At 63.4% G+C, this 20276-nt stretch carries 18 protein-coding genes; 7 read left to right on the forward strand and 11 right to left on the reverse strand.

The genetic code is table 11. The annotated features are described in order from the left end of the window. The first annotated feature begins 41 nt into the window (after positions 1-41). On the forward strand, positions 42-3365 hold the full coding sequence (gene carB / locus NTCA1_RS02710; RefSeq protein ID WP_159827983.1) for a carbamoyl-phosphate synthase large subunit: 3324 nt from the start codon (positions 42-44) through the stop codon (positions 3363-3365). Between the two features lie 131 nt (positions 3366-3496). Further along, positions 3497-3973, forward strand: a complete 477-nt coding sequence (gene greA, locus NTCA1_RS02715) for a transcription elongation factor GreA (RefSeq protein ID WP_086490292.1) — start codon at positions 3497-3499, stop codon at positions 3971-3973. 82 nt (positions 3974-4055) lie between these two features. Here the strand turns inward: greA and NTCA1_RS02720 are convergent, their stop codons facing one another. The 5 genes from NTCA1_RS02720 to NTCA1_RS02740 all read right to left on the reverse strand — a co-directional run bounded on the left by NTCA1_RS02720 (position 4056) and on the right by NTCA1_RS02740 (position 6213). After that, positions 4056-4277 carry a DUF4170 domain-containing protein gene (locus NTCA1_RS02720; RefSeq protein WP_086490291.1) on the reverse strand — a complete coding sequence of 74 codons (222 nt, stop codon included), beginning with the start codon at positions 4275-4277 and terminating at the stop codon, positions 4056-4058. Positions 4278-4407: 130 nt separating this feature from the next. After that, the gene (locus NTCA1_RS02725) at positions 4408-4989 is read right to left on the reverse strand and encodes a hypothetical protein (protein ID WP_236549054.1); all 582 of its coding nucleotides are present in this window, start codon (positions 4987-4989) and stop codon (positions 4408-4410) included. After that, complete coding sequence (locus NTCA1_RS02730; protein ID WP_159827986.1) at positions 4976-5296, reverse strand: hypothetical protein; 321 nt, start codon at positions 5294-5296, stop codon at positions 4976-4978. Before NTCA1_RS02730 ends, NTCA1_RS02725 begins: the two co-directional genes overlap by 14 nt. Beyond that, positions 5293-5676, reverse strand: coding sequence for a phage holin family protein (locus tag NTCA1_RS02735; protein WP_159827989.1), 384 nt, complete (start codon positions 5674-5676; stop codon positions 5293-5295). The genes NTCA1_RS02730 and NTCA1_RS02735 overlap by 4 nt, the downstream gene beginning before the upstream one ends. 21 nt (positions 5677-5697) lie before the next feature. Beyond that, complete coding sequence (locus NTCA1_RS02740; protein ID WP_086490488.1) at positions 5698-6213, reverse strand: hypothetical protein; 516 nt, start codon at positions 6211-6213, stop codon at positions 5698-5700. A 200-nt stretch (positions 6214-6413) separates the two neighbouring features. Between NTCA1_RS02740 and eno the strand changes: the two genes are divergently transcribed. Beyond that, a complete protein-coding gene (gene eno / locus NTCA1_RS02745) occupies positions 6414-7700 on the forward strand; it encodes a phosphopyruvate hydratase (protein WP_159827992.1) in 1287 nt (428 codons plus the stop codon). Between the two features lie 231 nt (positions 7701-7931). On the opposite strand, the gene NTCA1_RS02750 is transcribed toward eno, so the two are convergent. The 6 genes from NTCA1_RS02750 to NTCA1_RS02770 form a co-directional block, all read right to left on the reverse strand. Further along, on the reverse strand, positions 7932-8498 hold the full coding sequence (locus tag NTCA1_RS02750) for a MarR family transcriptional regulator (protein WP_086490286.1): 567 nt from the start codon (positions 8496-8498) through the stop codon (positions 7932-7934). Positions 8499-8704: 206 nt separating this feature from the next. Continuing rightward, on the reverse strand, positions 8705-8851 hold the full coding sequence (locus NTCA1_RS28430; protein ID WP_167381914.1) for a hypothetical protein: 147 nt from the start codon (positions 8849-8851) through the stop codon (positions 8705-8707). A 335-nt stretch (positions 8852-9186) separates the two neighbouring features. Then, positions 9187-10689, reverse strand: coding sequence for a DcaP family trimeric outer membrane transporter (locus tag NTCA1_RS02755; RefSeq protein ID WP_159827995.1), 1503 nt, complete (start codon positions 10687-10689; stop codon positions 9187-9189). A 15-nt stretch (positions 10690-10704) separates the two neighbouring features. Continuing rightward, complete coding sequence (locus tag NTCA1_RS02760) at positions 10705-11193, reverse strand: GNAT family N-acetyltransferase (protein WP_159827998.1); 489 nt, start codon at positions 11191-11193, stop codon at positions 10705-10707. Positions 11194-11208: 15 nt separating this feature from the next. Beyond that, positions 11209-12726 carry an arginine/agmatine antiporter gene (adiC, locus tag NTCA1_RS02765; RefSeq protein ID WP_159828001.1) on the reverse strand — a complete coding sequence of 506 codons (1518 nt, stop codon included), beginning with the start codon at positions 12724-12726 and terminating at the stop codon, positions 11209-11211. A gap of 13 nt (positions 12727-12739) precedes the next feature. Then, the gene (locus NTCA1_RS02770) at positions 12740-15028 is read right to left on the reverse strand and encodes an Orn/Lys/Arg decarboxylase N-terminal domain-containing protein (protein ID WP_159828004.1); all 2289 of its coding nucleotides are present in this window, start codon (positions 15026-15028) and stop codon (positions 12740-12742) included. Between the two features lie 619 nt (positions 15029-15647). Between NTCA1_RS02770 and NTCA1_RS02775 the strand changes: the two genes are divergently transcribed. Genes NTCA1_RS02775 through NTCA1_RS02790 form a run of 4 tightly spaced genes read left to right on the forward strand, consistent with a single transcriptional unit; the run spans position 15648 to position 20243 of the window. Further along, entirely contained in the window at positions 15648-16976 is a 1329-nt protein-coding gene (locus NTCA1_RS02775) for a TolC family protein (protein ID WP_236549055.1), read from the forward strand. Continuing rightward, complete coding sequence (locus NTCA1_RS02780; protein ID WP_236549056.1) at positions 16973-17998, forward strand: HlyD family secretion protein; 1026 nt, start codon at positions 16973-16975, stop codon at positions 17996-17998. The genes NTCA1_RS02775 and NTCA1_RS02780 overlap by 4 nt, the downstream gene beginning before the upstream one ends. Beyond that, entirely contained in the window at positions 17995-19140 is a 1146-nt protein-coding gene (locus NTCA1_RS02785) for an ABC transporter permease (RefSeq protein ID WP_159828010.1), read from the forward strand. Before NTCA1_RS02780 ends, NTCA1_RS02785 begins: the two co-directional genes overlap by 4 nt. Continuing rightward, a complete protein-coding gene (locus tag NTCA1_RS02790; RefSeq protein WP_159828013.1) occupies positions 19137-20243 on the forward strand; it encodes an ABC transporter permease in 1107 nt (368 codons plus the stop codon). Before NTCA1_RS02785 ends, NTCA1_RS02790 begins: the two co-directional genes overlap by 4 nt. Positions 20244-20276 lie beyond the last annotated feature (33 nt).

The raw sequence follows: 20276 nt of genomic DNA on the forward strand, positions 1-20276 counted from the left end.
AGTCCGACATACAAGACACACAGGACACCCCAGGACAGCCCATGCCCAAGCGCACAGACATCTCCTCGATCCTCGTCATCGGCGCCGGCCCGATCATCATCGGCCAGGCCTGCGAATTCGACTATTCGGGAACGCAGGCGATCAAGGCGCTCAAGGAAGAGGGCTACCGGGTCGTCCTGGTAAACTCGAACCCGGCCACGATCATGACCGACCCGGACATGGCCGACGCCACTTACGTCGAGCCGATCACCCCGGAAGCGGTCGCCAAGATCATCGAGAAGGAACGCCCCGATGCGGTCCTGCCGACGATGGGCGGGCAGACCGCGCTGAACTGCGCGCTGGCGCTGTTCAACGACGGTACGCTGGAGAAGTTCGGCGTGCAGATGATCGGCGCCGACGCCGACGCCATCGACAAGGCCGAGGATCGCCAGCGTTTCCGCGACGCGATGGACAAGATCGGCCTCGAATCCGCGCGCTCGGGTGTGGCCCACACCATGGACGAGGCGTTCAAGGTTCTGGAAACCACCGGCCTGCCGTCGATCATCCGTCCCAGCTTCACGATGGGCGGCACTGGCGGCGGCATTGCCTACAACAAGGCCGAGTTCGAGACGATCGTCCGCTCGGGCCTCGATGCATCTCCCACTACCGAAGTGCTGATCGAGGAATCGCTGCTCGGCTGGAAGGAGTACGAGATGGAGGTCGTGCGCGATCGGCACGACAACTGCATCATCATCTGCTCGATCGAGAACGTCGATCCGATGGGCGTCCACACGGGCGATTCCATCACTGTCGCGCCGGCACTGACGCTGACCGACAAGGAATACCAGATCATGCGCAACGCCTCGATCGCGGTGCTGCGCGAGATCGGCGTTGAAACCGGCGGCTCGAACGTGCAGTTCGCGGTCAATCCGAAGGACGGCCGCCTGATCGTCATCGAGATGAACCCGCGCGTCTCGCGCTCGTCCGCGCTGGCTTCGAAGGCCACCGGCTTCCCGATCGCGCGCGTCGCGGCGAAGCTGGCTGTCGGCTTCACGCTTGACGAGATCATGAACGAGATCACCGGCGCCACGCCGGCCGCGTTCGAGCCGACAATCGACTATGTCGTCACCAAGATCCCGCGTTTCGCCTTCGAGAAGTTCAAGGGCGCAAAGAACGACCTCACCACTGCGATGAAGTCGGTGGGCGAAGTCATGGCGATCGGCCGCAACATCAAGGAATCGATGCAGAAGGCCCTGCGCGGCCTGGAAACCGGTCTCGACGGTTTCAACCGCGTGGTCGAGCTGGAAGGTGCTGGCCGCGATGTGATCACCGCCGCGCTGTCGAAGGCGACGCCCGAGCGTCTGCTGCACGTTGCGCAGGCCTTCCGCGAAGGCTTCACCGTCGACGAGATCCACGCGATCGCGCACTACGACAAGTGGTTCCTGCGTCACATCGAAGAGATCATCGCCGAAGAGGCGCAGATCATGAAGCATGGCCTGCCGATCGATGCGCAGGGCCTGCGCCGGGTGAAAGCCATGGGCTTCTCAGACAAGCGCCTTGCCACGCTGGCCGTGCGCTCGGTGGGCGTAGCGGGCGGGCTGGGCGAAACCCAGGCCAAGCGCTCGGGCCTGCTGCACGACGCGCTGCGCGCCATGGCCGGTGCCACCAGTGAGGACGAAGTGCGCCAGCTGCGCACCAAGCTGGGCGTCCACCCGGTGTTCAAGCGTATCGACTCCTGCGCGGCCGAGTTCGAGGCGATCACGCCTTACATGTACTCGACCTACGAAGCCCCGATCTTCGGTGAGCCGGAGAACGAAGCCAATCCGTCCGACCGCAGGAAGGTCGTGATCCTGGGCGGCGGTCCGAACCGCATCGGCCAGGGCATCGAGTTCGACTATTGCTGCGTCCACGCCTGCTTCGCGCTTGCCGAAGTCGGCTACGAAACCATCATGGTCAACTGCAACCCCGAGACCGTCTCGACTGACTACGACACCTCCGATCGCCTCTACTTCGAGCCGCTGACCGGCGAGGACGTGCTGGAAATCCTGCGCGTCGAACAGTCGAAGGGCGAACTGGTCGGCGTGATCGTGCAGTTCGGCGGCCAGACCCCGCTTAAGCTCGCGCAGACGCTGGAAGACGCCGGTATCCCCATCCTCGGCACTTCGCCCGACGCGATCGACCTTGCCGAGGACCGCGAGCGTTTCTCGGCCCTGGTCGAGAAGCTGGGCCTCAAGCAGCCCGCCAACGGCATTGCCCGCAGCCGCGACGAAGCCGTGAACGTTGCCAATCGCATCGGCTATCCGGTGCTGATGCGTCCCAGCTACGTGCTGGGTGGCCGCGCCATGGAGATCGTCGACAGCGAACAGCAGCTTGACGACTACATCGCCACTGCCGTGCAGGTTTCGGGCGACAGCCCGGTGCTGATCGACCAGTATCTGCGCGACGCCATCGAGTGCGACGTCGATGCCCTTTGCGACGGCGATCAGGTCGTCGTGGCGGGTGTCATGCAGCACATCGAGGAAGCGGGCATCCACTCGGGCGACAGCGCCTGCACCCTGCCGCCCTACAGCCTGCCTGCCGAGATCATCGCCGAGATGGAACGCCAGGCCGAAGCACTGGCCTTCGGGCTCAACGTGCGCGGCCTGATGAACATCCAGTTCGCGGTGAAGAACGGCGAAGTCTACCTGATCGAAGTCAACCCACGCGCCTCGCGCACGGTGCCCTTCGTCGCCAAGGCCCTGGGCCAGCCCGTCGCCAAGATCGCCGCCCGCGTGATGGCAGGCGAAAAGCTGGCGGACTTCCCGCCGTTCAAGCGCGATCTGCCGTATATGGCAGTCAAGGAAGCGGTGTTCCCGTTTGCGCGCTTCCCCGGCGTCGATCCGGTGCTGAGCCCCGAAATGAAGTCGACCGGCGAAGTCATGGGCATCGATGCCGACTTCCCGCGCGCCTTCCTCAAGGCCCAATTGGGCGCCAGCATGCGCCTGCCGGATACCGGTATGGTATTCGTCTCGGTCAAGGACAGCGACAAGGCGGTTATCCTGCCTGCGGTCCAGACGCTAGTGGCGGAAGGCTTCAAGATCATCGCGACGTCCGGCACGCACAAGTATCTCAGCGAAGCCGGTGTACCGGTGGAACTGGTGAACAAGGTTGCCGAGGGCCGTCCGCATATCGTCGACAAGATCGTCGATGGCGATATTGCGCTGATCTTCAACACGACCGAAGGCTGGCAGAGCCTGAAGGACTCGCAATCGATCCGCGCTTCGGCGCTCACCGGCAAGGTGCCGTACTTCACGACGGCGGCCGCAAGCGTCGCTGCTGCACAGGCTATTTCTGCACAGCGCGGGAGCCAGCTTGAAGTGCGTTCGTTGCAGGATTATTATAGCTGAAATCGATCTTGCCTCCCCACATCGCCTAGGATCGGCCAAGTCTCCGGGAATGACCCTGAGGGACGGGATAGAGAACTAGTCGCGTGTGACATGTTCGGCATGTGGGGAAGGCGACAGGAAGGAAGGGTTTGATGGCCAGTATCGAAAAGCTCCCCATGCTCGCGGAAGGGTATGAGAAGCTGACCGCCGAGATCAAGGCGCTGCGTGAAGAGCGCCCGCGTATCGTCGATGCGATCGAGGAAGCGCGCGCTCACGGCGATCTTTCGGAAAACGCCGAATATCACGCCGCCAAGGAACGTCAGGGCCAGGTCGAGGCGACGATTGCCGATCTGGAAGACAAGATCAGCCGTGCGCAGATCGTGGATCCGGCGACCTTGTCGAGCGAGAAGATCATTTTCGGCGCCACGGTGACCCTGCTCGATGATGACGACAAGCCGGTGCGCTACCAGATCGTCGGTCCTTACGAGGCGGACGCGAAGGTCGGCCGGATCAGCTACAATTCGCCGCTGGGCAAGGCGCTGATCGGCCGCAAGGTAGAGGAAGAGATCGAAGTCACCGTTCCCGCGGGCGACAAGTTCTACCTCGTGCAGAAGATCGAGTTCATCTGAACGAGTTCCTGCATCGACTGGATAAAGAAAAGGCCGGCAATAATGCCGGCCTTTTTCGTTTCAGCCTTCAGGCAGAAGCCGTTCAGGCTTCCGACTGGTCGGGCTGAAGCAGACGATGCAGGTGGACGATGACATACTTCATCTCGGCATCGTCGACAGTACGCTGCGCCGACGAACGCCAGGCGTCTTCGGCAGCGGCATAGTCCGGGTAGACGCCAACGAGATCGAGAGCATCGAGATCGGCGAATTCAAGGCTGCGGGGGTCTTTGACCCGGCCGCCCATCACAAGGTGAAGCTTCTGCATGGGACCGCTTTCGTGAGTGGGAAGAGAGATGCGGTCCCCATACGTTTTGGACGGTAACAGGGCAAGAGCGGATCGCGCAGGCGATCCGCTCCCCAAATCAATATTGATTATCAATATCGATAAGTCTGGTTCAGTGCGGCAGGCGCTGGGTCAGCCCGCTGACCATTTCCGCGATCTTGTGAGAGCGCGAACTGGCGGATTCGCTGGCCGCATGGCCGATTTCCTGAGCCTTGCGAGCAGCTATCTCACCCGCCTCACTGGCCCGCTTGGCTGAAGCGCGGCCCAAGGCACTTGCAGCAGCCAACGCTGCCATGCCGTATTTTTCAAGTCGCTCGGCCGCCAGTTCGCCGTTCTTCTCGGCGCGGTCAGCCACCTTGGACGCGCTCTTGCGGGCGCTGGTACCAAGATCATGGGCCTTTTCGGCGGCTTCCTTGCCCAGCAGCGCCGTCGCTGCGCCGGCGGCCTCGGCCAGATGGGCGCCGCGCGACAGAACGCCGCGCGTCAGGCGTCGCGGAAGCAGCGCACTGACGAGAGCTCCTGCTGCCAACCCGCCCGCGACGACCAGCACGGGATGAGCCTTCACGAACGCGACCACTTTCTCCGATGGCCTCTGCTCTGCCGCAGCGGTCTTGAGGGCCACGACCTTGCCCGGATTGGCGTCGCTGGCAGAGGTTGCGGGAAGGGCGGGGGTAGTCGGTTCAGTCTTGCTCACCGTCGGACTCCTTCAGGTGCCTGCCGAAATCGAACAGCTTTTCGATCCCGGCGATGATCGGGTTACGCAGAAACCAAAGCAGCACGGCCGCGAAGGTTCCGCCGATCGCGACGGGATGCTCCTCCACGACGGTAACCGCCTCGTCCAGTATGTCGGCTGCCTGCTCGATGGCCTCGTCGAGTATGCGGCCCGCTAGGCCCCGGGCTTCGAAATCGGCCTTGAGAGCGCCGTAGCGCGCGTCGAATACGGCTTTCGCGGTATCGCGCGCGATCCGGTCTGCCTCCAGCTGACGGGCAAGAGCACTCATTGCGAGTCTCCCTTGTCCAATACCAGTGCCAGCATTTTCTTTGAACGATTGCGCGCCGAAATACCCATGATGGCGGCGACGATCAGGATGGCGAGGGGCACTACGATCATCGCCAGCCAGGGGCCTATCAGCGTGCCGACGGCAATGACGGCGCCCAATACGAGCGCCATGACCGCGAAAATGACGAGCACGACGGCACCCAGTCCAAGCACCGCGATGGCCTTGGTCTGGGCGCCGACGTAGGCGGCGCGGGTTTTCTGATAGGCGACTTCGGCTTGTGCGAAAGTGCGTGCTTCGCCGATCAGCAGGCGCACGTCCTCAACCAGGGAAAGATCCTCATCCTGCGGCGTAGGCGTGAGGGCGGCATGGGTGTCGAGCATCGCTGAGCGAACGATCAGCGATTACTTGCCGCTCTTGAACAGGCGCGCGAACAGATAGCCCGCCGCCACGGCCATGCCGACCGCCGCAACCGGGCTCCGGCGCACGAATTCCTTCGCTTCCTCGCCCAGTTCGTCGAGCGACTTTTCGTCGAGCTTGGTGGCCGTATCCGACAGCGACTTCGAGGCCGAGCGGGCATAATCGCCGTACTTGGCGCCTGCCTTCTCATCGATCAGGCCTGCATTGTCGTCGATCAGTTTCGAAAGGCCGACGATGGCCTGGCTGGCCTTGGCCTTGCCCTGATTGGCCAGATCCGCGGCCTTGACCTTGGCGTCGTCGGCAAAGGCGCTTGCCTTGACCTTGGCGTCTTCCGAACGGACCTTCGCCTCGCTGGACCATTCGCCCTTGGCCTGGCTCAACTTCTCGTGGCAGCCGTCGGCCATCGCCTGAACGCCAGCCTTGGCTTCCTCAACGGCCTTGCTGAAGTGGCTCTTGGCGTTCTCGGTGCCGTTTCCGGTGCTGGTTGTGGTCTCGGACATTGCGAATTCCTTCCTTGCTTCCCGTTGCGCCATATTCATTGCCGGGCTGTGCTCAGTGATCTGGGCGATATGCGCCAAGAGTAACACAACTTGTCGTCGAAATGGCAACGCAACTTGTCAGGCGTAGTTCCCCTGCTAAGACGCCCACGAGAGTGCGCCCAAGCGTCTCAGGGGGCGCCTTGCAGGAGGAATATCCCGTTATGACCGCGATTATCGATATCCACGGCCGCGAAATTCTCGACAGCCGCGGCAATCCCACTGTCGAAGTCGATGTTCTTCTCGAAGACGGCAGCTTCGGTCGGGCGGCAGTTCCCTCGGGCGCCTCCACCGGCGCGCATGAAGCCGTGGAACTGCGGGACGGTGACAAGACCCGCTACATGGGCAAGGGTGTTCTGAAGGCCGTGGATTCGGTCAACGGAGAAATCGCCGAAGCCCTGGTGGGCATGGACGCGGAAGACCAGCGCGATCTCGATCTCAGCATGATCGAACTCGACGGCACCGAAAACAAGGGCCGTCTGGGCGCTAACGCCATTCTCGGCGTCAGCATGGCGGCAGCGAAGGCGGCTGCCAATGCGCGGGGCCTGCCGCTCTATTCCTACGTCGGCGGCGTTTCGGCCCATGTCCTGCCGGTGCCGATGATGAACATCATCAACGGCGGCGAGCATGCCGACAATCCGATCGATTTCCAGGAATTCATGATCATGCCGGTCGGCGCCGATTCGATCGCCGAAGCGGTGCGCTGGGGTTCGGAAATCTTCCACACCCTCAAGAAGGGCCTGCATGAGAAGGGTCTTGCCACCGCCGTAGGTGACGAGGGCGGTTTCGCGCCGAACCTTGCCAGCACGCGTGACGCGCTGGACTTCATCATGGCCTCGATCGAGAAGGCCGGCTTCAAGGCCGGTTCGGAAATTCAGCTTGCCCTCGACTGCGCTTCGACCGAGTTCTTCAAGAACGGCAAGTACGAGATCAGCGGCGAAGGCCTGAGCCTGACCCCGGTGGCTTTCGCCGACTATCTTGCCGATCTGACGGAAGCCTATCCGATCATCTCGATCGAGGACGGAATGGGTGAAGACGATTTCGAAGGCTGGAAGGCGCTGACCGACAAGATCGGCGGCAAGGTTCAGCTGGTAGGCGACGATCTTTTCGTCACCAATCCGAAGCGCCTGACCATGGGCATCGAAAAGGGCCTTGCCAACTCGCTGCTGGTCAAGGTCAACCAGATCGGCACCATGACCGAGACGCTGGAAGCCGTTTCGATCGCCCAGAGCAACGGCTATACCGCCGTTATGTCGCACCGTTCGGGCGAAACCGAGGATGCCACCATCGCCGATCTCGCCGTCGCCACGAACTGCGGCCAGATCAAGACCGGCTCGCTGGCCCGTTCGGACCGGCTTGCCAAGTACAACCAGCTCATCCGTATCGAGGAAGAGCTGGGCAAGGCGGCCCGCTATGCGGGTGCTGCCGCTTTCGGCCGCCTCTCGCGCTGAATTGAGCCGCTGCCGCTGATCGCGGCGGCGCAATGAGAAAGGCCCGGTTTCCTTACTGGAAGCCGGGCCTTTTCTTAAACCATCGCGCTATGCCGCCTGACTTTGGCCACAGAAAAGTAAGCCGGGTGGCCGGCTTCTGTCAGGAAAAACCGACCACCCGGCCGCTTCCGCAGATCCCCTTATGCCTGATTACCCCCCTGTGGGGCGGAACGGGTCGGTTTCAGGCGTCTCTTATCGGGCTGCCACGATCCCGGGGCGGGGATCGTCCAGCAGCACCACGGATCGGGATGCGGAAGCGAAGTATTCGAGCATCGCGGCATAACCGCGCGCGCTCAGTTTGACGTAAACCCGCCGCGCGTCGCCGGGATCGGCCTCTCGGACGAGAAGGCCCTGCTTTTCCAGAATGGTGATCCAGCGCAGCGCGGTGGTGGAAGGAACGGAGGAGCCGATGCAGGCGCTTGTCACCGAGACGCGGCGGCGTTCCTTGGCGGCGATGAACAAGTCCAGCAGGATGTCCCAGGCAGGTTCTCCGAAAAGGTCTTCCGACTGGAAGATCTTGGTGCGGCGGCGGCGATCGTCATAAGTCTGGCGGGCCAGTTCCACCCAAACGGGGTGATCCTGGCTTGCTGCGGTTTTCGTGATCTCGCGGTTTTCCACCGGCACGCCGATGTCCAGCAGGTCGGTAGCAGCGCTTGTTGCGATTTCGAGTTCGCGCGCCATGGCCAGAAGTTCGTTGGCAATGCCGATCAGGCGAATAGCTTTCGCCCGATTGCGCATGACCTGACCCGCTTTTTCCATAAACATATGTCACCAGCGCCTGTTTGCTAGCAAATCGTCCCGCCGCTATTCGCAGCGGATTCGATACTGTTCGCAGATGTTACCCCCGGTGTTCGCTGGAATTTGAAATCGCCGATCCCGAATTTGGTTAAGATGGTTCAGGATATGGCGATATTCGCGAACTGACCTAAGGATAACCACAGCGCGGTCTTTGCGTCTTGCGCAGGCTAATCCGGTTTGGATCGATTCCGCGGGATCTCGCGGTCGTCGCGCAAGCTGTCGATCGCGGCCTGGAGATGGGCGGCGGCAACCAGGGCGCCCAGTTCTTCGAGCTCCTCCAGCTTGGCCCCAAGTTCGCAGATCAGCTGAGACATTGTCCTCTCCCTCTTCACAGTGCGGTTCTCCTGCAGGCAGGCGTGTTTCCTGCCTGGATCCGACTACCCTCGGATCCGGGTTGCGACCCGCACCAGTTGTGGAGCGGAAATTTGGTAGAACAATAGCTCCGATAACGATCAATATCGGAGCTATAGGTCGTGCAATTACAGAATTTTCATCGGATTGGAATAAGCATGATGCAACTGTCCTGCTTATGAACAGGTCGATAAATCCGGTTAACCGAGAGGTATTTTCGGGGATCCATAAATTTTGAATATTTATGAGGGATATTAAAATCCGTATTGGTATTTATACGTAATGTTTCTGCGGCTTTTTAGCGCACAAAATCGTATTTTACGCTCGCCTGGATTCGGCTGGCGTCACGCGTGCTTCCGTCCTGTCGTTTGAGGCGCCCGTAGAGCCCCTCGATACCCACCGAGAAGGACGATACCGGCGACCAGATCAGGTTGAGCGCGCCGTAACGGGATTCGGAAAAGGCATCGCCCGGCAACAGGCCGCCGTCGCTTACGCCCAGGATACCCGCGACAAGGTTGGTGCGGAAAGCCGATGACCAGTTGTGCGTATAGGCGCCGTATCCGCCCGTGTGTTCGACAAGTCGCAGGCTGCCGTCCGATCGGAACGCGGCATCCAGACCAAGGCCGTTGATGTCGTTGACATAGTGCGCCGCGCCCTTGCCCCATAGTGCCCCTGCGGAAAGCGCATTGGCATCGTCGAGCGAGAAGGAGCCGGATGCGGAGAGCGCGAAGCCCAAGGCATCGTCCTTCGTCCCGCCATCTTCACTGCGGTAGCCGATCCGCCGCACGACGCCGCCGATCTGAAGATGACCTTTGGCATCCTCGTAACGGCCGACCAGCACGACATCGGGCATGGTTTCGGCCCCGGTCTGGTTGTCGGCCAGCAGGAGGTCGGTGTCGGGTTGTTCCAGCGAGAGCGTGAGGTGCGTGTTTCGTGCCACCTTGAAGGACTGGCGTACCGATGCCGTGCGCAGGAAGATCGCGCCGCCGGGCCCCCAGTTGTCGAGCGTATCCGGCAGGGCATCGGCATCGACCAGCGCGGAATAGCCGTAGCCTCCGTAAGTGTTCCCGACTTGCCCATAGGCATGGTTGAGGTGGAAGCTGTAATCAGTGCCGTCTCCGTAGAAGTCGTTCTCGACGTAGAAACGCAAGTTGCCGAGCGACGAGGGGCGGCGGATTTCGAGGCTGAAGCGCGTGGCGCGCGCGCTGACGTCGGCGCGATTGCGGGCCTTGCTTCCGAAGGGGATGGCGGGCACGGCGAACTCGTCACGGTCGCCAACGAAGCGCGGGTCGTAGATCAGGTCGACCTTCGCGAAGCCGCCGATGCGCACGGCGGTTTCGGTGCCGGGGATCTGGATGAAGCCCTTGAGGTCGGGATCGTTCGGCGGGCTCTGGTTGTCGGGGCGCGAGGCGCCGGTGATGCGGTCCCCGATGGTATCGCGGCCGGGCAAGGGGGAGGCGGTGACGCCGAGGCTTCCTGCGGCGCTGGCAACTTGTGCGTTGGCAGGCGGTGCAGGGGGAGCGGCGGGCGTTTCCGGGGGCGCAGCGGGTGTGCGGCTTGCGGGCGCGGCATAAGCCTGGGCCTGGGCTTCGGGTGGTGGCGACGATGAAGAAGCAGAGGGTACCTGCCGCATCGCCGCGATCTCGGCCTTGAGTGCCTCCACCGTGGCCTTGAGGTCAGCCACCTCACCGCGCAGTGCGGCGACGTCCTGCGCGTTATCCTGCGCTCTGGCGGGCAGGGCGGCGGCAACGGAGGCCGCCGCGCAGGCCAGAGCGAGGCTCCGGCCGGAAGAGTGGATCATGCATAACCCCCTTCATCAGACAGGGCGCACGAGCATCCTCGCTTCGGGGCCATAGCCCTTGGCCGGATCGAGCAGCCCGTCGCCGAGCAGGCCGAAGCCCTGCTTTTCCCAGAAGCCATGGGCATCCCCCACGGCGATCAGCACCACGCGGGAAAGCCCGCGCGCCTTGGCCTCGTCCACCGCGATCCGCACGGCCTCGCCCGCAAAGCCCCGTCCGCGCGTGGAGGCGCCCAGCGCGAGGTCGTGCAGGAAATAACAGTCGAACGGCTCGGCAAGGCCGGTCATCGGCGTGTCTATCACCGGCGGCCGGTCCTGCCGGCCGGGGTGGGAGACGAGGTAGCCGGCAACCTTTCCGTCATCCCCTTCCAGCACGTGGCAGCCGGAAGGGTAATGCCGGAAGCAGGCGGCGAAGACTTGCGCGTTCTCGGGGTAGTCGAGGTGGACGATATCCGCCACGTCCGCCACGTGAGCCACGTCGTCTTCGCGCATTTCCCGCCAGTGCATCGTTTTGCCGCTCCCTCAATCCGCCCCTGAGGGCGCCATCTGCTGCGCGGTCTCGCCAGCCTCCGCGGGCGCCTGTTCGCGCGAGCGGAGGTCGAGATCGCTGTGCCGTCCGACCGATAGCCAGAACATCACGACAAGGGCAACGATGGTCACGCCGAGCGCAAGGTAGCGCACCCAGACCGGAGCCTTGCCGCCGGGGTGGATGTGCTTCTCCTCAAGGTCGCGCTTGCGGGTGATCGAAGCGGAGTAGAACACGATAGTGGCGATCACGAAGATCAGCGACCACCGGGTCTGCTCGCCGTCGGAGCCGACCAGCGCGATCATGCAGTAGATGGCGCCCGCAAGCCCTGCCGCCACGAAGAAGGTGTACTGGCCGTGCGGCATCTTGCCGTAGCCCAGCACTTTCACCGCGATGCAGGAGTAGATGTAGGGCAGCAGGGTCATGATGACCGCGATCGAGGCGATCTTGCCGAACTGCTGACTGGCCGTGGGCGACATCGTGGCGAGCACCTGCACGCTCATGATGACGGCCACGATGACGAGGCCCAGAGAGGGCACGCCGCGCTTGTTCACTTTGGCGAAAATGCCGGGGAACAGTCCGTCGTCCGCCGCCGCCTTGGCTGACTGGCCGACCAGCAGGGTCCAGCCCGCCAGCGAGCCGAGGCAGCCCACCGCCGCGCAGAGCGCCACGGTGCTGCCGGCAAAGTCGCCCAAGGCAAGGCGCGCTGCGTCCGCGAATGGCGCGGAGGAGGCGATCAGTTCCTTGTTGGGGATCATGCCCATGATGACCGAGGAACTGAGCACATAGGCCACCGAGGCCAAGACAACCCCGCCCACCGTGGCGATCGGCACGTTGCGAGAAGGATTGGCGACGACGCCCGCCGAAACCGAGGCGCTTTCCACCCCGATGAAGGCCCAGAGCGTGAACGTCAGCGTGGCCATTACCGCGTTCGGGCTGGACTGGCCCGAGACGTTCCAGGCGGAAGAGAAGATTTCCGGCTTGAACCAGAACCAGCCGAACAGCGCCATGCCGAAGATCGGCACGAGGGCGAACACCGTGGTGAAGCTCTGGAGGCGCCCGACGACCTTGGGGCCAAGGATATTGGCGTAAGCGAAGAACCAGATGATCGCGATGGACCCGAAGGCCATCACGATCGGCACCTTCAGCGCCGGGAAGAAGTGCGAGAGATAACCCAGCCCCGCGACCGCCAGCGCCACGTTGCCGACCACGTTGGCCAGCCAGTAGATCAGGTTGGTCTGGTAGCCCATGTAGTCGCCGTAAGCCTTGCGGGCATAGGCATAAGGTCCGCCCGCCGCCGGATCGATGGCGGACAGCTTGGCGAAGACCAGCGCTAGCGCCACCGCGCCCACCACGGTCAAGAGCCAGCCGATCAGCGCGATCGAGCCGATGGCCGAAAGGTTGGCGGGCAGCATGAATACGCCCGATCCCATCATGTTGCCCGCCACCATCAGGGTGGCGGGAACGAGTCCGATCTTGCCGCTGTCGTCGGCTGCTGCTGCTGCTGTTGCCATCGCCGGGCTCCCCTTACGACTTCTTGACGACGTGAACGGTGTAGAGGCCGTCCTCCACTTCCACCCCGTGGGTATCGTGCCCGAACCCCGGGAAGCGCAGGTCGTAGCGCTCCAGCGCGCGCAGGTAGCCGATCAGCGCGCCCTCGGCGGGCCCGGCATTCTCGCCCGGCATCAGCAGGGGAATACCCGGCGGGTAGGGCACGATGCCGGTGGCGAGGGTGCGTTCGGCGAGATCGTCCAGCGTCACCTTCTCGATATTGCCGCGCACCAGTTCCTCGTAGGCGGAAACCGGGCTCATGTCGGGCTTGGGCAGGATGCCGAAGGCTTCGGACATGGTGGCGGTGGTCTTGAGGTCGCCCATCGCCGCGAACATCAGGTCCGCCAGCTCGCGCAGGCCCATGCCGGAATAGCGGTCCGGGTAGTCGGCCACCAGCGAGGGGATCGTGCGTTCCAGCGGGGCGTTGGCGTCGTAGTCCTTGCGGAAGTCCAGCAGGGCATTGACCAGCGTGCCCCATTTGCCCTTGGTCACGCCCAGCGAGAACAGGAACAGCACGGTGAAGTCCGTGGTCTTCTCCACCACGATGCCGCGCGCGCCAAGGTAGGACGTCAGGATGCTGGCGGGAATGCCCACTGCGCGCAAAGAACCGTCCGGGTCCATGCCCGGCGTCAACACCGAGACCTTGATCGGATCGAGCATGCAGTAGCCCGGCTCGATATCGCCGAAGCCATGCCAGCCGGCATCGGGAACGAGTTGCCAGCAGGTGGGATCGGTGGCCAGATGCTCGGGATCGCATTCATGGAATGGCACGGTGCGTCCGCGTGCGTCATGCACTTCGTCGGGCTGCCAGATGTCGAAGAACCAGGCGTTGTCGTCCGCACTTTCGGCATTGAGGCGGGCGATCATCTGGCGGAAGGCCACGGCCTCGCGGATCGAGACATCGGTCAGATGCTCGCCGGAGCTTTCCATCATCGCCGCCGAGACATCGTTGGACGCGATGATCGGATAGCAGGGCGAGGTGGAGGCATGCATCATGAACGCTTCGTTGAAGCGGGCATGATCGATCGGATTGCGCCCGTCGCGGACGTGGATCATCGAGGCCTGCGACAGCGCCGCCAGCAGCTTGTGCGTCGATTGCGTGGCGAAGACCGTGGGTTTCGACTTGTCGCGCGTTTCCGGATCGCCGTGCATGCCGAAGCGTTCGCGGTAGATCGGGTTGAAGCGGGCATAGCCGTACCACGCCTCGTCGAAATGCAGGCGGTCTACCGTGTCGCCCAGCAGTTCCTCGACCCGGGCGACGTTGTAGCAGAGGCCGTCATAAGTCGAATTGGTGATCACCGCGTGGACCGGCTTGGCCCCTTCGGGCGCCAGCGGATTGTCCGCTACCAGCAGGCGCAAGTGCGCGGGCGTCAGATGCTCGGGCGGGATCGGGCCGATGATGCCCAGCGCATTGCGCTTGGGCATCAGGTAGCAGGGGATCGCGCCCGAAAGCGTCATCGCGTGCTCTACCGACTTGTGGCAGTTGCGGTCGCACAGGGCCACCTGATCGCGGGTGACTGAGGCCATCAGGATCACGCGGTTCGAGGTGGAGGAACCGTTGGTGACGTAATAGGTGCGATCCGCCCCGAAGACGCCCGCCGCATAGCGCTCACCCGCGCCGATCGGTCCCGAATGATCGAGCAGCGAGCCAAGCTCGCCCACCGAGATCGACAGGTCGGACCGGAACAGGCTTTCCCCGAAGAATTCGAAGAAGGCGCGGCCTGCGGGGGAGGTGAGGAAGGCGGTGCCGCCGGTATGGCCGGGGGTGTGCCAGGAATATTCGTAAGTCTGCGCGAACTTCACCAGCGCGCCGAACATCGGCGGCAGCACGGTGGAGCGATAACGCTCGACAGCGGCGCGGATGCGGCCGCCGATGAAGTCCGCCGTGTCTTCCAGAAGCCAGACGAAGTCATCGGCCTTGGTCATAGCATCGGCCGGGATGGTCGAGGCGGCGCTGCGATTGGCGACGAGGAATATCGGGACGCTGGAATTGAAATCGCGCATGGCATCGAGCACGCGGTGCGCGTCGCCATGGTCGGGGGTCTGGCCCAGTTCCCAGTCCAGCAGAAGGCACTGGATGGAGGGATCGGTGGCGACGATGGACACCGCGTCCTCCACGTCGTCGGAGACGATGATCTCGATCTCGCGCCGCTCCAGTTCGTCGACCAGCGCACCCAGTGCGCGTCCCGCGGCGGAAACATCCTCGAAGTTCTCGCGCACCAGCAGGGCGCGCATGGCCAGTCTCAGGCTCGAACGTGACACCATCTGAAAAGGCTCCTCAATCTCGTGATCCTGCCGACCCGGTGATGAGCGTGCTGCAATTGAACGTGCAGCATCCTTGTGCTTTCGATGAATCTATGTGTTTTCGATGAATCTATTCGTGAAATCGGTTTTTCGAAAAGTGTATCGATCAGGAAGAACGGCTCGGGAGAGGAGCAGTTCTGACGATGATCTGCAATACCGTGAATAATGAATCGCCAATGCAAACTGCATGGCGCCGTTATGAATTGAAGATACATGTTTCCGCCGGGAATGGCGGCCGAATGGGTACCTCTTGCTGATCGCGAATGATCGCGATTCGATTTACCCCGAACACGGCTGGAACATTGATCGAAATTGCTTTTCGTTCAAGGGGAAATATGCAAACCCTTGCAAGTCCCACTTCTGGTGAACCATGGTTGCAGGCAGCGAATTTCGTAATCGGAATGTAATTGGCTGGGCCGGGATCTTTACGATGCTGGTCGCTCATCCCATCAGTGCTTTCGGACAAGTACAAGCCGAGAGTCCTGTTCTGGCAGGTAACACCCCAGCGGCGCTGTCCTTTGATGCGGCACGGCAGCGGCTCGACCGGGTGTCCTCTGCCCTGGGGGCCGCTTCGGATGAATTGAGCGCTGCCGAATCCACCGCGCATGCGCTGAAGGCCTTGAACCGACCTGTCGTTTCCAGCTCGGTCTCGGTGATTGCCTACCAGAAATCGCTGTCGGTGGACCTGACCGGCCAGAAGGACAGTTTCAGCAATGCCGCGGGTCAGTTTCTCGAAGGGCTCCCCGGCGAATTCCCGGCCGAATTTTCCGGTATCGTGCAGCAGGTGACCGGACGGATCGGCGAAGCGCTGCCGGGGCTGCTTTCGCAAATTCCCGACGAGCTCGATTTCCGGGCGCGGCAGACGGTGATCCGGCCCAATGTCACGGCCGTCATGCCCCTCTATTCGGGCGGTGCGATACCGGCGATCCAGCATGGCGCGGAAGCGGGAGCGGAACTGGCAAGGGCCAAACAGGCCGGCGCTCAGGACCTGTCCCAGGTCCGGTTGGTGCAGAGCTATTTCGGCCAGCAACTGGCCCAGGCGTTGCTCGCTTCGGCAGCCGGCACACGCGACGCTTTCGACAGACACCTCGCCAATGCCCAGGCCCTGTTGCGTCAGGGCGTCATCCCCCGTTCGCGGGTTCTGGAAGTACAGGTGGCACGCGATGCTGCGCAGCGCGCGCTGGAGCGCGCGACCATGGAGGAGCGCAATGCCTCGGACTCGCTCGCGCGGCTGCTCGATGCGGAGGGCGGCGTACGCCCCACCACGCCGCTGTTCGTGAACGGCAATGCCCTAGAACCGCTCGACGACTTTCTGGCGACGGCAACATCGCCGGGACAGCCGCAGATGCGCGCCGCGCAGGCCTCGCGTCATCTTGCAGACTCGGGTGTGGACCTTGCGAGGTCGCGCATGAGGCCGCAGGCTTTCGCGTTCGGATCCTACAATTTCAACCGCAGCGACGCCATTCCGGTCGATCCCGACTGGATCGTCGGTCTAGGCCTGCGCTTTACCCTCCTGTCTAATATAGACCGCCGCGATACGCTGGACGCGGCACAGGCACGGAGCCGTGCTGCGGATAATGCTGCGCGGGACATGCAGAAGACCATCGAGATCGAAACCAGCCGCGCCTACAACCTGGTGGAGACCGCGCGCCGATCCTTCCTGCTGCTGGACAGCAATATCAAGGCTGCAGAAGAGAACGTGCGGGTCCACGAAATCGGCTTCCGCGAAGGAGAGGATACCGCGAGCCAGTTGATCGATGCGCGCAACACGCTTTCGCTGGCACAGACGCAGCGGATCGCCAGCGCCTACGAATATGTGGTCTCGCTTTCCGCTCTGCTGATGGCGAGTAACCGGGGCGACAGCTTCCGCGATTATCTCCTCCGCCCGGACAGGATTTCCGCACCATGAGCGAACGGACTGAGGCATCCGTGGGAATGGATACCGGCGGCGAAAAAGGCCGGTTCCGGCTGCTCGTGGCCGGGCTGGTACTGGTGGCCTTGCTGCTGCTGATCGGCGTCTGGGTCGCGGCCCGGCCTGCACCCGATCAATTGCAGGGCATGGTCGATGCCGATGAGGTCAATGTGGCGACGAAGGCGCTGGCGCGGGTCGATCGGCTGCTTGCCGAGGAAGGCGCGACCGTGACGGCGGGAACGGTGCTGGCGGTGCTCTCCAGCCCAGAAATCGATGCAGGCCGCCAACAGGCGCAGGGCGTGCTCGCCGGGGCAGAAGCGATGCGCGACCTGGCAGACAACGGTGCGCGCAAGGAGGATGTGGAGTCGCTGCGCGCGGTCTGGCAGGCCGCGAAGGCGGGCGCGGATCTTGCGGCGGTCACGGCGCGCCGGGCGGACAATCTCTATGCCGAAGGCGTGATCGCGGCCCAGCGCCGGGACGAGGCCCATGCCGCCCGCGATGCCAGCGCCAGACAGGCCGATGCTGCAAGGCTCCAGTACCTGAAGGCACAGTCCGGGGCACGGGCCGAGGAAAAGGCAGCGGCACGGGCGCAAGTGCAGGTGGCCAGGGCGGGTGTCTCGATCGCCGATGCGCTGGGTGCGGAGAAGACACTGCTGGCGCCCATCGGCGGCGAAGTGACACGGCGGCTGGCCGAACCGGGTGAGATCGTGGGACCGGCGGTTCCGGTGTTCCAGATCATCGATACGGCGCATCCCTGGGTGTCGCTGAACTTGCGGGAAGATCAGTTCAACGCCTTGCAGAAAGGGCAGGAAGTGACGGGCCGCGTTCCCGCACTGGGCGACCAGAAGGTCAGGTTCAAAGTTACTTACATCAGCCCCCAGGGCGATTTCGCCACCTGGCGGGCGACGCGGCAATCCTCCGGCTTCGACGTTCGCAGTTTCGAGATCCGGTTGCACCCCAGCGAACCGGTGAAGGGGCTGAGACCAGGCATGAGCGTGCTGTTCGACTGGCCGCAATGACCTTGCTGCGCCCTGGTTTTCGCGCCGCCTTGCAGCGCGAGACGGCTCATCTGCGGCAGGGTGGCTGGGATCTGGCGATGATCACGCTGTTTCCCGCAGCGGCGATCCTGATCGTTGCCGCCATGCTGATAGCAGGCGTACCGCGCGCTCTGCCGATCGCCGTGCTCGACGAGGATAACGGGACATTGAGCCGCGCCATCGTAAGGGCTGTGGGGGCAAGCCCTGCGGTCTCGATCACCGAGAGACCCCGCAGCATGCCGGAGGCGGAGCGGCTGGCAAGGGCCGGGCGGGTCTGGGCGATCCTGCTGATCCCGCGCGGCGTGAGCGAAGGCCTGGAGCGCACCAGCACGCCTGCGATCCAGATCTTCTACAATGCCTCGTTCCTCACGATCGGCAGCAGTGCGGCCTCCGGGATCCAGTCGGCCGTCAGCGCCGTATTGGCGGAGCGTGGGCTGGACGCGGCGCGGGCGAGGGGGCTTCCGGCCATTCGGATCAGGCCGCCGATCGTTCAGGCCACTGTCCTGTTCAATCCGCAGACCAGTTTCGAATGGTATCTTCAGGCCCTGATCCATCCTGCCGTACTGCACCTGTTGACGGGATGCGTGGCGGTCATGGCGATGGGGCGGGAACTCCAGGGGCGTTCGCTGGCGAGATGGAAGGCGGAAACCGGCAGCGGCCTGCCTGCTCTCGCCGGAAAGCTCCTGCCTCATGTCGGGGCGATTTCGATCTGGGGCGCGATCTGGATGATCTGGCTGACGGGTATTCGCGGCTGGACGATGAACGGCAGCCTCCTGCTGACCCTGGCCGCGCAGGCCCTGCTTTTTGCGGGAACGGCGGCGATTTCGGTCCTGCTGGTCGTCGCCGTGCGCAAGGCCAGCTTCGCCTTTTCCGCGACGGCGCTCTATGCCGGTTCCGCTCTCGCCTATTCGGGCGGGACATTGCCGCTGGATGGAGGCTCCGGTTTTGCACGGGGCTGGAGCGAGGCTTTGCCTTTCACGCATTACTTGCGTCTGCAGATGGACCAGTTCCTGGGCGCGCCGGTAGCCGTGTCCCTGCCGCAGGTCGGGGCGCTGGGGCTCTATCTCGTGGTTCCTCTGGCGCTGGCAATGCTCCTGCTGCGGCGAAAGGAGCAGGCGGAATGACTTTCGCGCAAGGCTTCGCATCGGTTTTTCGCGCCGTGCTATCCACTTTCGCGCTTGCATCGATCATCGTGCTCGCGGTGGTGCTTTACGGCTTCTATTACCCGGCGCCTTATGCCCACCAGACCGCGCGCCAGCTTCCCGTGGTGGTGGTGGACCAGGAACGCAGCGTGTTGACCCGCGCCTTGATCCGCAAGCTCTCCGATATCCGCGAAGTGCGCATCGCCGCAGAGGCCGCATCTCCCTACGAGGCGGAACAGCTCGTACTAAACCGCAAGGCGGACGGTGTGCTCCTGTTGCCGAAGGGACTGACGCGCAGCCTTCTGACGGGCGCCCCCGGCAGTGTCGGAGGCGGCGGGATCGGTATCTGGGTCAACGGCACTTACCTCATTCGCGCGCGTGACATTGGCGGCGCGATCCAGCAGGCGGCCGTCGCTGTCGTCATGGAGCAGCTTGGGCCGCTCGCGCAGGGGCTGCACTTGCGGGCGCCCATCGCAGTCGTCGAACGGCCGCTGTTCAATACGCGGGAGGGCTATGCGGACTATGTCTTTCCTGCCGTTTCCGCGATCATCCTCCAGCAGACGCTGTTGTTCGGCACGGCGATCGTCGCCGCCGGACGGCGCGCGGCAGAGCACGTGCTTTCGCTCGCGGCGTTCTTCGGGGTCTGGTGCGCTCTGGCGCTGATCGGCTGCATGGCGGCGACGTTCTATTTCGGCTGGATATTCTGGTATCAGGACGTGCCCCGCGCCGGGAACCTTGGCGCGCTGATGCTGGCCGTGCCCCTGTTCGCCGGAGCCGTTTCCGCGCTGGGGCTGTTGCTTGGCAGCCTGTTCGACAGTGCCGACCGGGCCTTGCAGGTGCTGATACCGACTTCGATCATCCTGTTCTTTCTGGCCGGAGCGGCATGGCCCCTTTCGTCGATGCCGCTCGGCGTATCGAGCCTTGCTCATCTCTCGCCCGCGACCTTCGGCGTGCAGGCTTTCGTTCGCTTCAACGAGATGGGCGCGGGCCTTGGCGAAGTGCTGCCGCAACTGGCGGGCCTTGCCGCTCTATGCCTGGTCTACGGCGCCGCAGCCGCATGGCGGCTTACCAAGCGAGCGGCATAAAACCGTCACAGGATCGCCATCCAACCTTCATCT

This window comes from Novosphingobium sp. TCA1, from assembly GCF_009811895.1.
Lineage (GTDB): Bacteria > Pseudomonadota > Alphaproteobacteria > Sphingomonadales > Sphingomonadaceae > Novosphingobium > Novosphingobium panipatense_A.